Annotated in this window: 11 protein-coding genes; 9 read left to right on the top strand and 2 right to left on the bottom strand. The window is 64.4% G+C overall.

Annotated features, from left to right (window positions below; translation table 11 throughout):
* Positions 1-129 precede the first annotated feature (129 nt).
* Positions 130-1,947, top strand: coding sequence for a translational GTPase TypA (gene typA, locus BLS61_RS07240; RefSeq protein ID WP_090429390.1), 1,818 nt, complete (start codon positions 130-132; stop codon positions 1,945-1,947).
* 230 nt (positions 1,948-2,177) lie between these two features.
* Positions 2,178-2,933, top strand: coding sequence for an NTP transferase domain-containing protein (locus BLS61_RS07235; protein ID WP_090429388.1), 756 nt, complete (start codon positions 2,178-2,180; stop codon positions 2,931-2,933).
* A gap of 165 nt (positions 2,934-3,098) precedes the next feature.
* Here the strand turns inward: BLS61_RS07235 and gbcA are convergent, their stop codons facing one another.
* On the bottom strand, positions 3,099-4,391 hold the full coding sequence (gene gbcA, locus BLS61_RS07230) for a glycine-betaine demethylase subunit GbcA (protein ID WP_090429386.1): 1,293 nt from the start codon (positions 4,389-4,391) through the stop codon (positions 3,099-3,101).
* A gap of 313 nt (positions 4,392-4,704) precedes the next feature.
* On the opposite strand from gbcA, the gene gbcB reads away from it, so the two are divergent.
* Positions 4,705-5,808: a glycine-betaine demethylase subunit GbcB gene (gbcB, locus tag BLS61_RS07220; protein ID WP_090429384.1), complete on the top strand. Its 1,104-nt coding sequence runs from the start codon at positions 4,705-4,707 to the stop codon at positions 5,806-5,808.
* 115 nt (positions 5,809-5,923) lie between these two features.
* On the opposite strand, the gene BLS61_RS07215 is transcribed toward gbcB, so the two are convergent.
* Positions 5,924-6,964 (bottom strand): threonine aldolase family protein, encoded by a 1,041-nt coding sequence (locus BLS61_RS07215; protein ID WP_090429382.1) that lies wholly within the window; start codon positions 6,962-6,964, stop codon positions 5,924-5,926.
* A gap of 238 nt (positions 6,965-7,202) precedes the next feature.
* Here BLS61_RS07215 and BLS61_RS07210 point away from each other — a divergent pair, with 238 nt between their 5' ends.
* From BLS61_RS07210 to BLS61_RS07185, 6 genes are all read left to right on the top strand, one after another.
* On the top strand, positions 7,203-7,502 hold the full coding sequence (locus BLS61_RS07210) for a hypothetical protein (protein WP_090429381.1): 300 nt from the start codon (positions 7,203-7,205) through the stop codon (positions 7,500-7,502).
* Positions 7,503-8,193: 691 nt separating this feature from the next.
* Positions 8,194-9,447: a serine hydroxymethyltransferase gene (gene glyA / locus BLS61_RS07205; protein WP_004373724.1), complete on the top strand. Its 1,254-nt coding sequence runs from the start codon at positions 8,194-8,196 to the stop codon at positions 9,445-9,447.
* A 66-nt stretch (positions 9,448-9,513) separates the two neighbouring features.
* Positions 9,514-10,764 carry a sarcosine oxidase subunit beta family protein gene (locus tag BLS61_RS07200; RefSeq protein WP_004373722.1) on the top strand — a complete coding sequence of 417 codons (1,251 nt, stop codon included), beginning with the start codon at positions 9,514-9,516 and terminating at the stop codon, positions 10,762-10,764.
* A 341-nt stretch (positions 10,765-11,105) separates the two neighbouring features.
* Complete coding sequence (locus BLS61_RS07195) at positions 11,106-11,432, top strand: sarcosine oxidase subunit delta (RefSeq protein WP_024309820.1); 327 nt, start codon at positions 11,106-11,108, stop codon at positions 11,430-11,432.
* Positions 11,429-14,446 carry a sarcosine oxidase subunit alpha gene (locus BLS61_RS07190; protein WP_090429380.1) on the top strand — a complete coding sequence of 1,006 codons (3,018 nt, stop codon included), beginning with the start codon at positions 11,429-11,431 and terminating at the stop codon, positions 14,444-14,446. The genes BLS61_RS07195 and BLS61_RS07190 overlap by 4 nt, the downstream gene beginning before the upstream one ends.
* Positions 14,439-15,068, top strand: coding sequence for a sarcosine oxidase subunit gamma (locus BLS61_RS07185; protein ID WP_090429379.1), 630 nt, complete (start codon positions 14,439-14,441; stop codon positions 15,066-15,068). The genes BLS61_RS07190 and BLS61_RS07185 overlap by 8 nt, the downstream gene beginning before the upstream one ends.
* The last annotated feature ends 101 nt before the right edge of the window (positions 15,069-15,169 follow it).

Genomic DNA, 15,169 nt, shown 5'->3' with positions numbered 1-15,169 from the left:
GAGTATCCGCCATCGCCCTCCCGACCTAGCGCTTCAAGCGATGCCCTGTCTGGTTCGCTGAAACAGTTTTCTTCATATTCGTCGTCCAGGCTGGACGGCACACCGAATCCTCTGATCGAGATACACACAGTGATCGAAAAACTGCGCAACATCGCCATCATCGCCCACGTTGACCATGGCAAGACCACCCTGGTGGACAAACTGCTGAAGCTCTCCGGCACCCTCGACCGCAAAGAAGCGGAATCCGAGCGCGTGATGGACTCCAACGACCAGGAGAAAGAGCGCGGTATCACCATTCTGGCGAAGAACACCGCCATCAAGTGGAACGGCTACAACATCAACATCGTCGACACCCCCGGACACGCCGACTTCGGCGGTGAAGTGGAGCGCGTGATGAGCATGGTCGACTCCGTGCTGCTGGTGGTCGACGCCCAGGACGGCCCGATGCCGCAAACCCGTTTCGTGACCCAGAAGGCGTTCAAGGCCGGCCTGCGCCCGATCGTCGTCGTGAACAAGATCGACCGTCCGGGCGCGCGTCCCGACTGGGTCATCGACCAGATCTTCGACCTGTTCGACAATCTCGGCGCCACCGACGAGCAGCTGGACTTCCCGATCGTCTATGCCTCGGCCCTGAACGGCATCGCCGGCATGGATCACGAGAAGATGGACGACAACATGGACGCCCTGTTCCAGGCCATCATCGACCACGTGCCGGCTCCGGTCGTCGACGTCGACGGCCCGTTCCAGATGCAGATTTCCCAGCTGGACTACAACAGCTTCCTCGGCGTGATCGGCATCGGCCGCATCGCCCGCGGCCGCATCAAGACCAACACCCCGGTGGTGGCCATCAGCGACGACGGCAGCAAGCGTAATGGCCGTGTGCTGAAGATCATGGGCCACTCGGGCCTGCAGCGCGTCGAAGTCGCCGAGGCCGAGGCGGGCGACATCGTCTGCGTATCGGGCATGGACGAGCTGTTCATCTCCGACACCCTGTGCGACCCGGCCAACGTCGAGGCCCTGCCGCCGCTGACCGTCGACCAGCCGACCGTGAGCATGACCTTCCAGGTCAACGACTCGCCGTTCGCCGGCAAGGAAGGCAAGTTCGTCACCAGCCGCAACATCAAGGACCGCCTGGACAAGGAGCTGCTGCACAACGTCGCGCTGCGCGTCGAGCAGGGCGATTCGCCCGAGAAGTTCAAGGTCTCCGGCCGTGGCGAGCTGCACCTGTCGGTGCTGATCGAAACCATGCGCCGTGAAGGCTTCGAGCTGGCCGTGGGCCGTCCGGAAGTGGTGATCATCGAGAAGGACGGCGAGAAGCAGGAGCCGTACGAGAACGTCACCATCGACATCGAAGAGCAGCACCAGGGCCCGGTGATGGAGCAGATGGGCATGCGCAAGGGCGACATGACCAACATGATCCCCGACGGCAAGGGCCGTATCCGTCTGGAGTACGTGATCCCGGCGCGCGGCCTGATCGGCTTCCGCAACGCCTTCCTGACCATGACCTCGGGCACCGGCATCCTCACCTCCACCTTCGACCACTACGGTCCGGTGAAGGCCGGTGACGTCGCCCACCGCCAGAACGGCGTGCTGGTTTCCATGGCCACCGGCACCGCGCTGACCTACTCGCTGGAAACCCTGCAGGATCGCGGCAAGCTGTTCCTCTCCCCGGGCGATGAAGTCTACGAAGGCCAGCTGGCCGGCATCCACAGCCGCGACAACGACCTGGTGATCAACCCGACCAAGGCCAAGAAGCTCGACAACATGCGTGCTTCCGGCAAGGACGAGACCATCCAGCTGACCCCGGCGCTGAAGTTCACCCTGGAGCAGGCGCTGGAGTTCATCGACGAGGACGAGCTGGTGGAAGTGACGCCGAAGTCCATTCGTCTGCGCAAGAAGCTGCTCAACGAGAACGACCGCAAGCGCTACGAGCGTAGCAAGGTCTAAGGCGGCTGCGTCTAGGCTGCAAGCTAGAAGCTAGAAGCTAGAAGCGAAAGCAAGGCCCCGTCAGAGCGATCTGGCGGGGCCTTTGCATTTCATCTCCAGCCTTGCGTGTTGGGTTGAAGGGAGGCACGGAGGCTCTTTATCCGTGCGGAATAACGAGTTGGTATCGAGGGGCGGGGCCTGATCGCTTCGGTTCGGTGCCTGCATGATTGCGTCTAGGAAGGTGTAAACCAATGAATGGTCTGGCAGTGCTGATTCTGGCTGCGGAGAGTGGTGTAAAACAGACGCGTTGGGCTGAGTCTGCAGTCCCCAAGCAATTGATCCAGGTGCGTGGTGAGGCGCTTCTCGCACGCACGTTGCGTCTGCTCGCCGAGCGCGGGGTGCAGGCGCCCTGGTTGCTGACGGCGAGTGAGGCGCTGGCCAGTTATCCGGTGCCGAGCTGGTGCCCGCTGCAGCGAGAAACCAAGGCTCACAGCCTGCTTGCGGCTGAAGCCGTGACGGCCGCCGGGGATCTGCTGGTGCTCTACAGCGATGTGTATTACTCCGAGGCAGCCATCGACACCATCCTGGCCAGCCAGGGAACTCGCTTCTACGGGCGCGACGGGCGCAGTGCCTATACCTTCAAGGACTATGGCGAGCTGTTCGCCGTGCGTATCGCCGATGCTGACCGTGGGCGTGCGCGCGACGCGTTGGAGCGTGCCATCAGGTTTTACCAGGACACGGGAAACCAGAGCTTCTGGTCGTTCTATCGATTGATGGCGGGACTGCCATTGTCCGATAGCAAGGCCATCGAGCGCCGGGTCTTCGTGGATATTCACGACGAAACGGATGATGTCGACTTCGTCGAAGAGGTGCCCTTGCTGCTGGCCGCCATCGACAAGCCCCTGAGCTGGCGGCTCAGGCATCTGGTGCGCAGATTGAGTCTGGCCAACAAGAGGCGTCGCGACCGGGCGCGCGGCCTTTCCGGCGGGGCTCTGGAGGCCGTTTGAGCATGCAGGTTCCTCGGGGCGAGCCTCGGCCCCGCTGAGTTGCTGCGCAACAAGGCCCCGGTGTCCGCGGGGACACCGGGGCTGTTCTCCTTCAGCCGCGCTGTGGCCGACAGGCCAGCAGCCCGTAGATCGCCAGCCCGATCACCAGCAGCAGGCTGAGCGTCATCACTCGCCTGCTACCTGGCGCAGAGTTTGCGCCGGGGTGTCGTCGAGGTTGTTGAGCATGCGCTCGCTGTACCAGTCGAGGAAGTTGATCACGCCGAACTCGTAGGTCTTGGAGTACGGGCCGGGCTGGTAGGCGGTGGAGTTGATGCCGCGCTGGTTTTCCTCGCCGAGGCGACGGTCCTGGTCGTTGGTGGCGTCCCAGACTTCGCGCAGGCGCGCCACGTCGTAGTCGACGCCTTCGACCGCATCCTTGTGTACCAGCCACTTGGTGATGACGATCGATTCCTGGGCGCTGACCGGCCACACGGTGAAGTTGATCAGGTGATCACCCATGCAGTGGTTCCAGGAGTGCGGCAGGTGCAGGATGCGCATCGAGCCCAGGTCCGGGTCGGTGATGCGGCCCATCAGCTTCTTGCAGCCCTGCTTGCCGTCCATGGTCATGGACACGGTGCCCTTGAGCAGCGGCATGCGCACGATGCGGTTGCGCAGGCCGAAGCTGGCGTGGGCGTAGGGGATGTTGTCCCTGTCCCAGCGCGTGGTGCACTCGGCGACCTGGTCCTTGAACGCCTGGCTGGCGCGCGGGTCGGTGACGTCGTCCCATTCCAGCAGGGTGTTGAGCAGCTCCGGGTGCGATCCGTTGCAGTGGTAGCACTCGCGGTTGTTCTCGATCACCAGCTTCCAGTTGGCCTGCTCGCGCATGGTGCTCTGCACCGCGACCTTGGTGTTCTCCATATCGTACGGCTCCATGTAGTGAGCCAGGGTCGCGAGGAACTCGTCGATGGCCGGCGGATTGTCCGCCAGGCTGATGAAGATGAAGCCGCCGGCGGTCTTGCAGTTGACCGGCTTGAGGTTGTAGTCGGACAGCTTGAAGCCTTCACCCATCTCGGTGCCGGCGAACAGCAGGCGGCCGTCCAGCTCGTAGGTCCACTGGTGGTAGGGGCACACCAGTTTGGCGACCTTGCCCTTGTCGCTGACGCACAGGCGCGAACCGCGATGGCGGCAGACGTTGTGGAAGGCATGGATCTGACCTTCGGCGCCGCGGATGACGATGATCGGGTTGTCGCCGATCTGCACGGTGAGGAAGTTGCCCTTGGTCGGAATCTCGCAGGTCATGCCGGCGATCAGCCACTCCTTGTGGAAGATCTCCTGCATGTCGACCTGGAACAGGCGTTCGTCGTTGTAGAAGGGTTGCGGCAGCGAGAAGCTGTGGTCGCGCTCGTGCAGCATCTGGGCGGTGGCCTTGCGGACGGGCTCCAGTGGGTCGCCCAGGCTCAGGTTTTGGGTGCAGTCCATGTTGGCTCCTCATTGGCGGCGCGGCGCGCCTGCCGGAAAAAGTGGCTGATACGGTATGTGCCGCAAGGTCTGGATCAATCGCTGCCGCCTGCAAAGGGCGCACATGCTTGGTGAGGCGGAGTGTGGAGCCGGCAGAGGGGCAAACCTTATCCATGGGCGACATGGCCGGATGCGTTTCCGACGCGCCAGGCCCCGTGCCATCAGGCAGGTCGCGATAAGCATGCGGATGTCGCTGGCAGATAAATGACGACCGGCGGCCTTTCGCACAATCCGCGACATATAGGCCGATATCCGGCCGCGTGGAGAGCTGTTCATGACCACCAACGCCTTCCTCAACCCGGTTACCACCCAGACCTGGACCAATGGCCGCCACCTGGTGCGTTGCGTCAAGGTGATCCAGGAAACCTGGGACGTGCGCACCTTCTGCTTCATGGCCGATCAGCCGGTGCTGTTCTTCTTCAAGCCGGGGCAGTTCGTCACCCTGGAGTTGGAGATCGACGGTCAGCCGATCATGCGCTCCTACACCATCTCCAGTTCGCCCTCGGTGCCCTACAGCTTCTCCATCACCATCAAGCGGGTGCCGGGCGGCAAGGTGTCGAACTGGTTGCACGACAACCTCAGGGAGGGTGACGAGCTGCCGGTGCACGGTCCGGTGGGGCTGTTCAACGCCATCGATTTCCCGGCCGACAAGGTGCTGTTCCTTTCCGGCGGCGTCGGCATCACCCCGGTGATGTCGATGGCGCGCTGGTTCTTCGACACCAACGCCAACGTCGATATGGTCTTCGTGCACAGCGCCCGTTCGCCGAAGGACATCATCTACCACCGCGAGCTGGAGCACATGGCGTCGCGGATCACCAACTTCAGCCTGCACCTGATCTGCGAGAAGCATGGTCTGGGCGAGGCCTGGGCCGGCTATCGCGGCTACCTGAACAAGCCGATGCTGGAGCTGATTGCGCCGGACTTCCTCGAGCGCGAGATCTTCTGCTGCGGCCCGACGCCCTACATGAGCGCGGTCAAGCGTCTGCTCGAGGCAGCCGGCTACGACATGAGCCGTTATCACGAGGAGGCCTTCGGCCCGACGCCGCCGGAGATTCGCGCCGAGGTCAAGGAACTGGCTGCCGAAGCCGCCGAGGCCCCGGAGCTGCCGATCGGCGAGCTCAACCAGGTGGAGTTCACCAGCACCGGCAAGAGCATCCGCGTCGCCCCCGGCGAAACCGTGCATGCCGCTGCCGCCAAGCTCGGCCTGCATATTCCCAAGGCCTGCGGCATGGGCATCTGCGGCACCTGCAAGGTGATGAAAACGGCAGGCGAAGTGGACATGGAGCACAACGGCGGCATCACCGACGAGGACGTGGCCGAGGGCTACATCCTGTCGTGCTGCAGCGTGCCGAAAGGAGACGTGGCGATCGATTATTGATCGCCACGAAGGTTCGTAGCCCGGATGCAATCCGGGGTGGTTGATCCTTTTTCCCGGATTGCATCCGGGCCAGGGGCGCGGCTAAAGCCCCTCCCACAGGCGCGTCATGGCGTCTTCAGGCGCTCATGACTTCACGGATGTCGGCGGCCAACTGGCGTACACGCGCTTCGTCGGTATCCCACGAGCACATGAAGCGCGCGCCACCGGCACCGATGAAGGTGTAGAAACGCCAGCCGCGGGCGGTGAGGGCGGCGATGGCCGGTTCCGACAGTTGCAGGAACACGCCGTTGGCTTCCACCGGGAACATCAGGCTCACGCCGGGTACGTCTTGCACCAGTGATGCCAGCAGCTGCGCGCAGCGGTTGGCGTGGTTGGCGTATTTCAGCCAGGCGTCATCCTGCAGGATGCCGACCCAGGGCGCCGACAGGTAGCGCATCTTCGAGGCCAGCTGGCCGGCCTGCTTGCAGCGGTAGTCGAAGTCCTCGGCCAGCGCCTTGTTGAAGAAGATGATCGCCTCGCCCACCGCCATGCCGTTCTTGGTGCCGCCGAAGCACAGCACGTCGACGCCGGCCTTCCAGGTCAGTTCCGCCGGGCTGCAGCCGAGGAAGGCGCAGGCGTTGGAGAAACGCGCGCCGTCCATGTGCAGGTTGAGGTTCAGCTCCTTGCAGACCTGGCTGATGGCGCGGACTTCTTCCGGGCGATACACGGTGCCGACTTCGGTGGCCTGGGTGAGGGTGACCACTCGCGGTTTCGGATAGTGGATGTCCTGGCGCTTGAGGGCGATTTCGCGGATGGCCTGCGGCGTCAGCTTGCCGTTCTCGGTTCTGGCCAGCAGCAGCTTGGAGCCGTTGGAGAAGAATTCCGGCGCGCCGCATTCGTCGGTCTCGACGTGAGCGGTCTCCGAGCAGATCACGCTGTGGTAGCTCTGGCACAACGAGGCCAGGGCCAGGGAGTTGGCGGCGGTGCCGTTGAAGGCGAAGAACACTTCGCAGTCGGTCTCGAACAGGCGGCGGAAGTGATCGGCGGCGCGCGCCGTCCATTCGTCATCGCCGTAGGCGCGCTGGTGGCCCTGGTTAGCCTCGGCCATGGCGGCCCAGGCTTCGGGACAGATGCCGGAGTAGTTGTCACTGGCGAATTGCTGGGCATTGTCGGGCATTGGCGCGTTCCTTCTGAAAAGCCTGGCGGCAGGTCTGCCGGCAAAGCCCCCACTGTACTCCTGACGCGTCTGGCATGCGTCCGTAGCGGCGACGAGTTGTTGCGCCGATGCGTACTGCCTGGTCCGTTCGTGGACGGCCGTCCGGCCTGGAGATGGAACTTGAGGCGTGTCGTGGGGCTCACACCTAACAGAGGGCGGCACTCGATCCGCCCTACGCAATCAAGAGAAGGAGTGTCATATGACCTATCGTCACCTGCTCGCCCTTGCCCTGCCTCTGGCCGTGGCGCTGCCCGTTTCCGCTGCCGAGTGGTCGGATAACGCCAAGACCGAGTTCGTTCAGCAGTGCATCGCTGGCGCACCGGCGGGCTACGAGGAGCCACAATTGCGCGCCTATTGCGACTGTGCTGCAACCAAGGTCAGTCAGGAGTTCAGTGAGGCCGAGCTGCAGGAAATCAGCCGCCAGTCCCCGCCTGACCCGACCATGCAGCAACGCCTGGTGAATGCGTCGGGCAGTTGCAGCAGCAAGCTCAAGCCCTGATCGTCCGCTGAGCAAATAGCGCGCATTCAGGTCGGAGCCCCGCTGGCTCTGGCCTGGCGCGAAATTTCCACAGGTAGTGCACAATCCCGCCCACAACATTTGTGCACAAGCCTAGCCTATCTCCTTGATCCTGTTCGATTTTTGCACGCATCCCGGGAGGCCCCGGCGGCATTGGCCTTGCGCCCGCCTCGAACAGGCTATGCACACGCTCATCCACACCTTCTGTGCATATCCCCAGACGCCGTCTCTGCGCTCCTGCTGTCGCGGGTGGATAAGCCGCGCTGCCGCTCGGCTGTGCGCTAGGCACTCAATGCCGGCAGCCTCAGAGCCTACCGGCCCTGCAGCCATCGATCGACAGCTTGTCCACAGGTTAATCCACCCTTTCTGTGCATGGAGCAGGTTGTTAACTGATTGATATCGATCAGGAAATGACCTTTTCGCGGCAGGCCCCGGGTGCTCTGGAGCGGCGTACCCTATGCACCGCTTATCCACAACTTGATCCCCGTCATTTGTGCGCAAAGCGACCCGCTTTTGGCGACGCGCCTGTTTGCGACAGGGGCATGTCGCAAACGAATGCTCTCGCGGCGTTGGCAGGCATCTGAGGGGGCAGGGGCGGCCCTACCATCGCTGCACAGGGCCTTGCCGGCCCGTCCGTCCAAGACCGCCGCACAGGCGCCGCAGGAGAGCCGAGATGTTCAGCAAGCAGGATCAGATTCAGGGTTACGACGACGAGTTGCTCGCGGCGATCGATCAGGAAGAACGCCGTCAGGAAGAGCACATCGAGCTGATCGCCTCGGAGAACTACTGCAGCCAGCGCGTGATGGAAGCGCAGGGCAGCGGCCTGACCAACAAGTACGCCGAAGGCTACCCGGGCAAGCGTTATTACGGTGGTTGCGAGTACGTCGACAAGGTCGAGCAGCTCGCCATCGATCGCGCCAAGCAACTGTTCGGCGCCGACTTCGCCAACGTTCAGCCGCACTCCGGCTCGTCCGCCAACAGCGCCGTGTACCTGGCGCTGCTCAATGCCGGCGACACCATTCTCGGCATGAGCCTGGCCCACGGCGGCCACCTGACCCACGGCGCCAAGGTGTCGTCCTCGGGCAAGCTGTACAACGCCGTGCAGTACGGGCTGAACCCCGCCACCGGCCTGATCGACTACGACGAGGTCGAGCGTCTGGCTGTCGAGCACAAGCCGAAGATGATCGTGGCCGGCTTCTCCGCCTATTCCAAGACCCTGGATTTCCCGCGCTTTCGCGCCATCGCCGACAAGGTCGGTGCGCTGCTGTTCGTCGACATGGCGCACGTCGCCGGTCTGGTTGCCGCTGGCCTGTATCCGAACCCGATTCCCTTCGCCGACGTGGTCACCACCACCACCCACAAGACCCTGCGTGGTCCGCGTGGCGGTCTGATCCTGGCCAAGGCCAACGAAGAGATCGAGAAGAAGCTCAACTCCGCCGTGTTCCCCGGCGCCCAGGGTGGCCCGCTGATGCACGTCATCGCCGCCAAGGCGGTGTGCTTCAAGGAAGCCATGGAGCCTGAGTTCAAGGCCTACCAGCAGCAGGTGATCGACAACGCCCAGGCCATGGCCAAGGTGTTCATCGAGCGCGGCTACGAGGTGGTGTCCGGCGGTACCGACAACCACCTGTTCCTGCTCAGCCTGATCAAGCAGGGCCTGACCGGCAAGGAGGCCGACGCCGCCCTTGGCCGCGCCGGCATCACCGTGAACAAGAACGCCGTGCCGAACGACCCGCAATCGCCGTTCGTGACCTCCGGCATCCGTATCGGTACCCCGGCGGTGACCACCCGCGGCTTCAAGGTCGCCCAGTGCCAGGCGCTGGCCGGTTGGATCTGCGACATCCTCGACCACCTCGGCGATGCCGATGTCGAGGCGCAGGTGGCCAAGCTGGTGGCCGGGCTGTGCGCGGATTACCCGGTCTATCGCTAAGCCAAACCTCTCGCTCGGTCCCTCTTGCGCAGTCGCGAGAGGGCAGTAGAACCCTGGAGCATGCCCATGCAACGTTATTCCGGCTTCGGCCTGTTCAAGCACTCGTTCAGTCACCATGAGAACTGGCAGCGCATGTGGCGTAATCCAACGCCCAAGCCGGTTTACGACGTGATCATCGTCGGCGGTGGCGGTCACGGCCTGGCCACCGCCTATTACCTGGCCAAGGAGTTCGGCGTGAAGAACGTCGCCGTGGTCGAGAAGGGCTGGCTGGGCGGTGGCAACACCGCGCGCAACACCACCATCGTGCGTTCCAACTACCTGTGGGACGAGTCCGCGCACCTGTACGAGCACGCGATGAAGCTGTGGGAAGGCCTGTCCCAGGACCTGAACTACAACGTCATGTTCTCCCAGCGCGGCGTGTTCAACCTCGGCCACACCCTGCAGGACATGCGCGACATCGAGCGCCGTGTCAGCGCCAACCGCCTCAACGGTATCGACGGCGAGGTGGTGGACGCCAAGCAGGTGGCGGAGATGATCCCCTACCTGGATTGCTCGAAGAACACCCGTTACCCGATTCTCGGCGCCTCGCTGCAGCGCCGTGGCGGCGTGGCCCGTCACGACGCCGTGGCCTGGGGCTTCGCCCGTGCCGCCGATGCCCTGGGCGTCGACCTGATCCAGCAGACCGAAGTGATCGGTTTCCGCAAGGAAAACGGCGCGGTGATCGGCGTGGAAACCAGCAAGGGTTTCATCGGCGCCAAGCGCGTCGGTGTGGTCGCTGCCGGTAACTCCGGGCACCTGGCCAAGCTCGCCGGTTTCCGCCTGCCGCTGGAATCGCACCCGCTGCAGGCGCTGGTGTCCGAACCGATCAAGCCGATCATCGACACCGTGATCATGTCCAACGCCGTGCACGGCTACATCAGCCAGTCGGACAAGGGCGACCTGGTCATCGGCGCCGGTATCGACGGCTACAACGGCTACGGCCAACGCGGTTCCTACCCGACCATCGAGCACACCCTGCAGGCCATCGTCGAGATGTTCCCGGTGCTTTCGCGCGTGCGCATGAACCGTCAGTGGGGCGGCATCGTCGACACCACGCCGGACGCCTGCCCGATCATCGCCAAGACGCCGGTGAAGAACCTGTACTTCAACTGCGGCTGGGGCACCGGCGGCTTCAAGGCCACCCCGGGTTCGGGCCACGTGTTCGCCGCCAGCCTGGCCAAGGGCGAGATGCACCCGCTGGCCAAGGCCTTCTCCATCGAGCGCTTCCACAACGGTGCGCTGATCGACGAGCACGGCGCAGCCGGTGTGGCCCATTAAACATTCATCCCGCAGGGATGACATCCGATGACCCTCTCCCGCTCGCGGGAGAGGGGAGAACAAAAGCCTTCTGCCATTGATGGGAGAGGGTGGCCCGAAGGGCCGGGAGAGGGTGGTGCGGTCGACACCGTACCCTCACCCACAACCCCTCTCCCGCAAGCGGGAGAGGGGAGAACAAACGCCCTCTGCCATTGATGGGAGAGGTGCCCGAAGGGCGGGAGAGGGTAGAGCGGTGGACACCGCACCCCTCACCCACAACCCCTCTCCCGCGGGAGAGGGGAGACAAGCTTGCCCCGCGCGGTTATCCGAGCGGGTTTGAAGATTTACCGGAGGTAGCAACCATGCTGCACATCTTCTGCCCTCACTGTGGCGAACTGCGTTCCGAAGAAGAATTCCATGTTGGCGGTCAGGCGCACATCGCCCGCCCGCTGGACCCGAACGCCTGCACCGACGAGGAGTGGGGCGAGTACCTGTTCTTCCGCGACAACCCGCGCGGCATCCACCACGAGCTGTGGATCCACGCCGCCGGCTGCCGCCAGTACTTCAACGTCACTCGCCACACGGTGAGCTACGAGATTCTCGAAACCTACAAGATCGGCGAGCGCCCCAGCGTCACTGAGGCCACCGTCGCCGCGAAAAAGGCCGCTGACCAAGGAGTAACGGCATGAGCCAGGTCAATCGTCTTGCCCAGGGTGGCCGCATCGACCGCAGCCAGCCCCTGACCTTCAGCTTCAATGGCCAGACCTATCAGGGTTACGCCGGCGACACCCTGGCCGCCGCGCTGCTGGCCAACGGTGTCGACGTGGTCGGCCGCAGCTTCAAATACTCGCGTCCGCGCGGCATCGTTGCCGCCGGTGCCGAAGAGCCCAATGCCGTGCTGCAGATCGGCTCCACCGAGGCGGCGCAGATCCCCAACGTGCGTGCCACCCAGCAGGCGCTGTACGCGAACCTGACCGCCACCAGCACCAACGGCTGGCCGAGCGTCAACACCGACCTGATGGGCATTCTCGGCAAGGTCGGCGGCGGCATGATGCCGCCCGGGTTCTACTACAAGACCTTCATGTACCCACAGAACCTCTGGCTGACCTACGAGAAGTACATCCGTAAGGCGGCAGGTCTGGGGCGCTCGCCGAAGGAAAACGACCCGGATATCTACGACTACATGAACCAGCACTGCGACGTGCTGGTGGTCGGTGCCGGCCCTGCCGGTCTGGCCGCGGCCCTGGCCGCCGGGCGCAGCGGTGCACGGGTGATCCTCGCCGACGAGCAGGAAGAGTTCGGTGGCAGCCTGCTGTCCACCCGCGAGATGCTCGATGACAAGCCGGCCGCCGACTGGGCTGCCAAGGCCATCGCCGAGCTGCAAAAGATGCCGGAAGTGACCCTGCTGCCGCGTGCCACGGTCAACGGCTACCACGACCACAACTTCCTCACCATTCACCAGCGCCTGACCGATCACCTCGGCGAAGTCGCGCCGATGGGCCAGCCGCGCCAGCGCATGCACCGTGTGCGTGCCGGTCGCGTGGTGCTGGCCACCGGTGCCCACGAGCGCCCGCTGGTGTACGCCAACAACGACGTGCCCGGCAACATGCTGGCCGATGCCGTGTCGACCTACGTGCGTCGTTACGGTGTGGCGCCCGGTCAGAAGCTGGTGCTGTCGACCAACAACGATTACGCCTACCGCGTGGTGCTCGACTGGCTCGACGCCGGGCGCCAGGTGGTGGCCGTGGCCGACGCGCGCAGTAACCCGCGTGGCAGCTGGGTCGAAGAAGCGCGCCGGCGTGGCGTGCGCGTACTTACCGGCAGTGCCGTGGTCGAGGCGCGTGGCAGCAAGCGCGTCACCGGTGCGCGCATCTGCGCCATCGATCTGGCCAAGCACAAGGTCACCAGCCCGGGCGAAGTGCTCGACTGCGACCTGATCGTCAGCTCCGGCGGCTACAGCCCGGTGGTGCACCTGGCTTCGCACCTGGGCGGGCGTCCGATCTGGCGTGAGGACATCCTCGCCTTCGTCCCGGGTGAAGGTTTCCAGAAGCGTCACTGCGCCGGTGCCGTGAACGGTGTGTTCGGTCTGGGCGACGCCCTGGCCGATGGCTTCGAAGCCGGCGCCAAGGCCGCAGCCGAAGTCGGCTTCAAGGCCGTCACCGGCAGCCTGCCGAAGGCCGAGAAGCGTATCGAGGAAGCCTCGGTCGCGCTGTTCCAGGTGCCGCACGACAAGGGCACTTCCCGTGCGCCGAAGCAGTTCGTCGATCAGCAGAACGATGTCACCGCCGCCGGCATCGAGCTGGCCACCCGTGAAGGCTTCGAGTCGGTCGAGCACGTCAAGCGCTACACCGCGCTGGGCTTCGGCACCGACCAGGGCAAGCTGGGCAACATCAACGGCCTGGCCATCGCCGCCAAGTCGCTGGGCATCAGCATTGCCGAGATGGGCACCACCATGTTCCGCCCGAACTACACCCCGGTGACCTTCGGCGCCATCGCCGGCCGCCACTGTGGCGAGCTGTTCGAGCCCAAGCGCTACACCGCCCTGCAGAAATGGCACCTGGAAAACGGCGCCGAGTTCGAGGACGTCGGCCAGTGGAAGCGTCCCTGGTACTTCCCCAAGAATGGCGAGGACATGCACGCCGCCGTGGCCCGCGAGTGCCTGGCCGTGCGTAACGCGGTGGGCATCCTCGACGCCTCGACCCTGGGCAAGATCGACATCCAGGGCCCGGATGCGCGCGAGTTCCTCAACCGCGTCTACACCAACGCCTGGACCAAGCTGGACGTGGGCAAGGCCCGCTACGGCCTGATGTGCAAGGAAGACGGCATGGTCTTCGACGACGGCGTCACCGCCTGTCTGGCCGACAACCATTTCGTCATGACCACCACCACCGGCGGCGCCGGCCGTGTGATGGAGTGGCTGGAGCTCTACCACCAGACCGAATGGCCGGAGCTTAAGGTGTACTTCACCTCGGTCACCGACCACTGGGCGACCATGACCCTGTCCGGCCCCAACAGCCGCAAGCTGCTGGCCGAGGTCACCGACATCGATCTGGACAAGGATGCCTTCCCCTTCATGAGCTGGAAGGAAGGCAAGGTCGGTGGCGTGCCGGCCCGCGTGTTCCGCATCTCCTTCACCGGTGAGCTCTCCTACGAAGTCAACGTACAGGCCGACTACGCCCTGGGCGTGTGGGAGCAGCTCATCGAGGCAGGCAAGAAATATGGCTTGACCCCGTACGGCACCGAGACCATGCACGTGCTGCGCGCCGAGAAGGGCTTCATCATCGTCGGCCAGGACACCGACGGCTCGGTCACCCCGGACGATCTGGGCATGGGCTGGTGCGTCGGTCGTACCAAGCCGTTCTCCTGGATCGGCTGGCGCGGCATGAACCGCGAGGACTGCCTGAAGGAAAACCGCAAACAGCTGATCGGCCTCAAGCCGCTGGATCCGAACAAGGTTCTGCCGGAAGGCGCGCAGTTGGTGTTCGATCCCAAGCAGCCGATTCCGATGACCATGGTCGGTCACGTCACCTCCAGCTACATGAGCGCAGCCATGGGTTACAGCTTCGCCATGGCCCTGGTCAGGGGTGGCCTGTCGCGTATCGGCGAGCGCGTGTTCGCGCCGCTGGCCGATGGCAGCGTGATCGAAGCCGAAATCGTCAGCCCCGTGTTCTATGACCCGAAAGGGGACCGCCAGAATGTCTAACGTCAATGTCTACAAGCAACGTCCCGACGATGTCGCCGGGCAATCGCCGCTGCACCACGCCGGCCTTCACGAGCTGGCCGGCAAGGGCCGCAAGGGCGCCGGGGTAACCCTGCGCGAGAAGAAGCTGCTGGGCCACCTGGTCCTGCGTGGCCACGCCGACGATGCCAACTTCGCCGGCGGCGTGCACAAGGCCCTGGGCCTGGAGCTGCCGGTGGCACTGACCCTGGTGGCCAACGGCGATACCTCGCTGCAGTGGCTGGGCCCGGACGAGTGGCTGCTGATCGTGCCTGGCGGTACCGAGTTCGAGGTCGAGCGCAAGCTGCGCGAGGCGCTGGAGGGGCAGCACATTTCGGTGGTCAACGTCAGCGGCGGGCAGACCCTGCTCGAACTGCGTGGCCCCAAGGTGCGTGAACTGCTGATGAAATCCAGCAGCTACGACGTGCATCCGAGCAACTTCCCGGTGGGCAAGGCAGTCGGCACGGTGTTCGCCAAGTCGCAGCTGGTGATTCGCCACACGGGCGAGGACACCTGGGAGCTGCTGATTCGTCGCAGCTTCTCCGACTACTTCTGGCTGTGGCTGCAGGATGCCAGCGCCGAGTATGGGTTGGCGGTCGAGGCCTGAGCCGCACGCGAACCGTCCCCTCTCCCGCTTGCGGGAGAGGGTTAGGGAGAGGGCCGCTTTACCCTCTCCCCCAGCCCCTCTCCCATAAATGGGAGAGGGGG

It is taken from the genome of Ectopseudomonas guguanensis (assembly GCF_900104265.1).
GTDB lineage: Bacteria > Pseudomonadota > Gammaproteobacteria > Pseudomonadales > Pseudomonadaceae > Aquipseudomonas > Aquipseudomonas guguanensis.
Note: the sequence above shows the minus strand (reverse complement) of the source record. Positions and strands in the feature narration are given on the sequence as shown.

Bases quoted from the DNA above. Each gene is read 5' to 3' on its own strand.
- glyA (WP_004373724.1), top strand. From the start codon at position 8,194: ATGTTCAGCAAGCAGGATCAGATTCAGGGTTACGACGACGAGTTGCTC.
- BLS61_RS07185 (WP_090429379.1), top strand. From the start codon at position 14,439: ATGTCTAACGTCAATGTCTACAAGCAACGTCCCGACGATGTCGCCGGG.
- gbcA (WP_090429386.1), bottom strand. From the start codon at position 4,391: ATGGACTGCACCCAAAACCTGAGCCTGGGCGACCCACTGGAGCCCGTC.
- BLS61_RS07195 (WP_024309820.1), top strand. From the start codon at position 11,106: ATGCTGCACATCTTCTGCCCTCACTGTGGCGAACTGCGTTCCGAAGAA.
- BLS61_RS07235 (WP_090429388.1), top strand. From the start codon at position 2,178: ATGAATGGTCTGGCAGTGCTGATTCTGGCTGCGGAGAGTGGTGTAAAA.
- BLS61_RS07190 (WP_090429380.1), top strand. From the start codon at position 11,429: ATGAGCCAGGTCAATCGTCTTGCCCAGGGTGGCCGCATCGACCGCAGC.
- BLS61_RS07215 (WP_090429382.1), bottom strand. From the start codon at position 6,964: ATGCCCGACAATGCCCAGCAATTCGCCAGTGACAACTACTCCGGCATC.
- gbcB (WP_090429384.1), top strand. From the start codon at position 4,705: ATGACCACCAACGCCTTCCTCAACCCGGTTACCACCCAGACCTGGACC.
- BLS61_RS07200 (WP_004373722.1), top strand. From the start codon at position 9,514: ATGCAACGTTATTCCGGCTTCGGCCTGTTCAAGCACTCGTTCAGTCAC.
- BLS61_RS07210 (WP_090429381.1), top strand. From the start codon at position 7,203: ATGACCTATCGTCACCTGCTCGCCCTTGCCCTGCCTCTGGCCGTGGCG.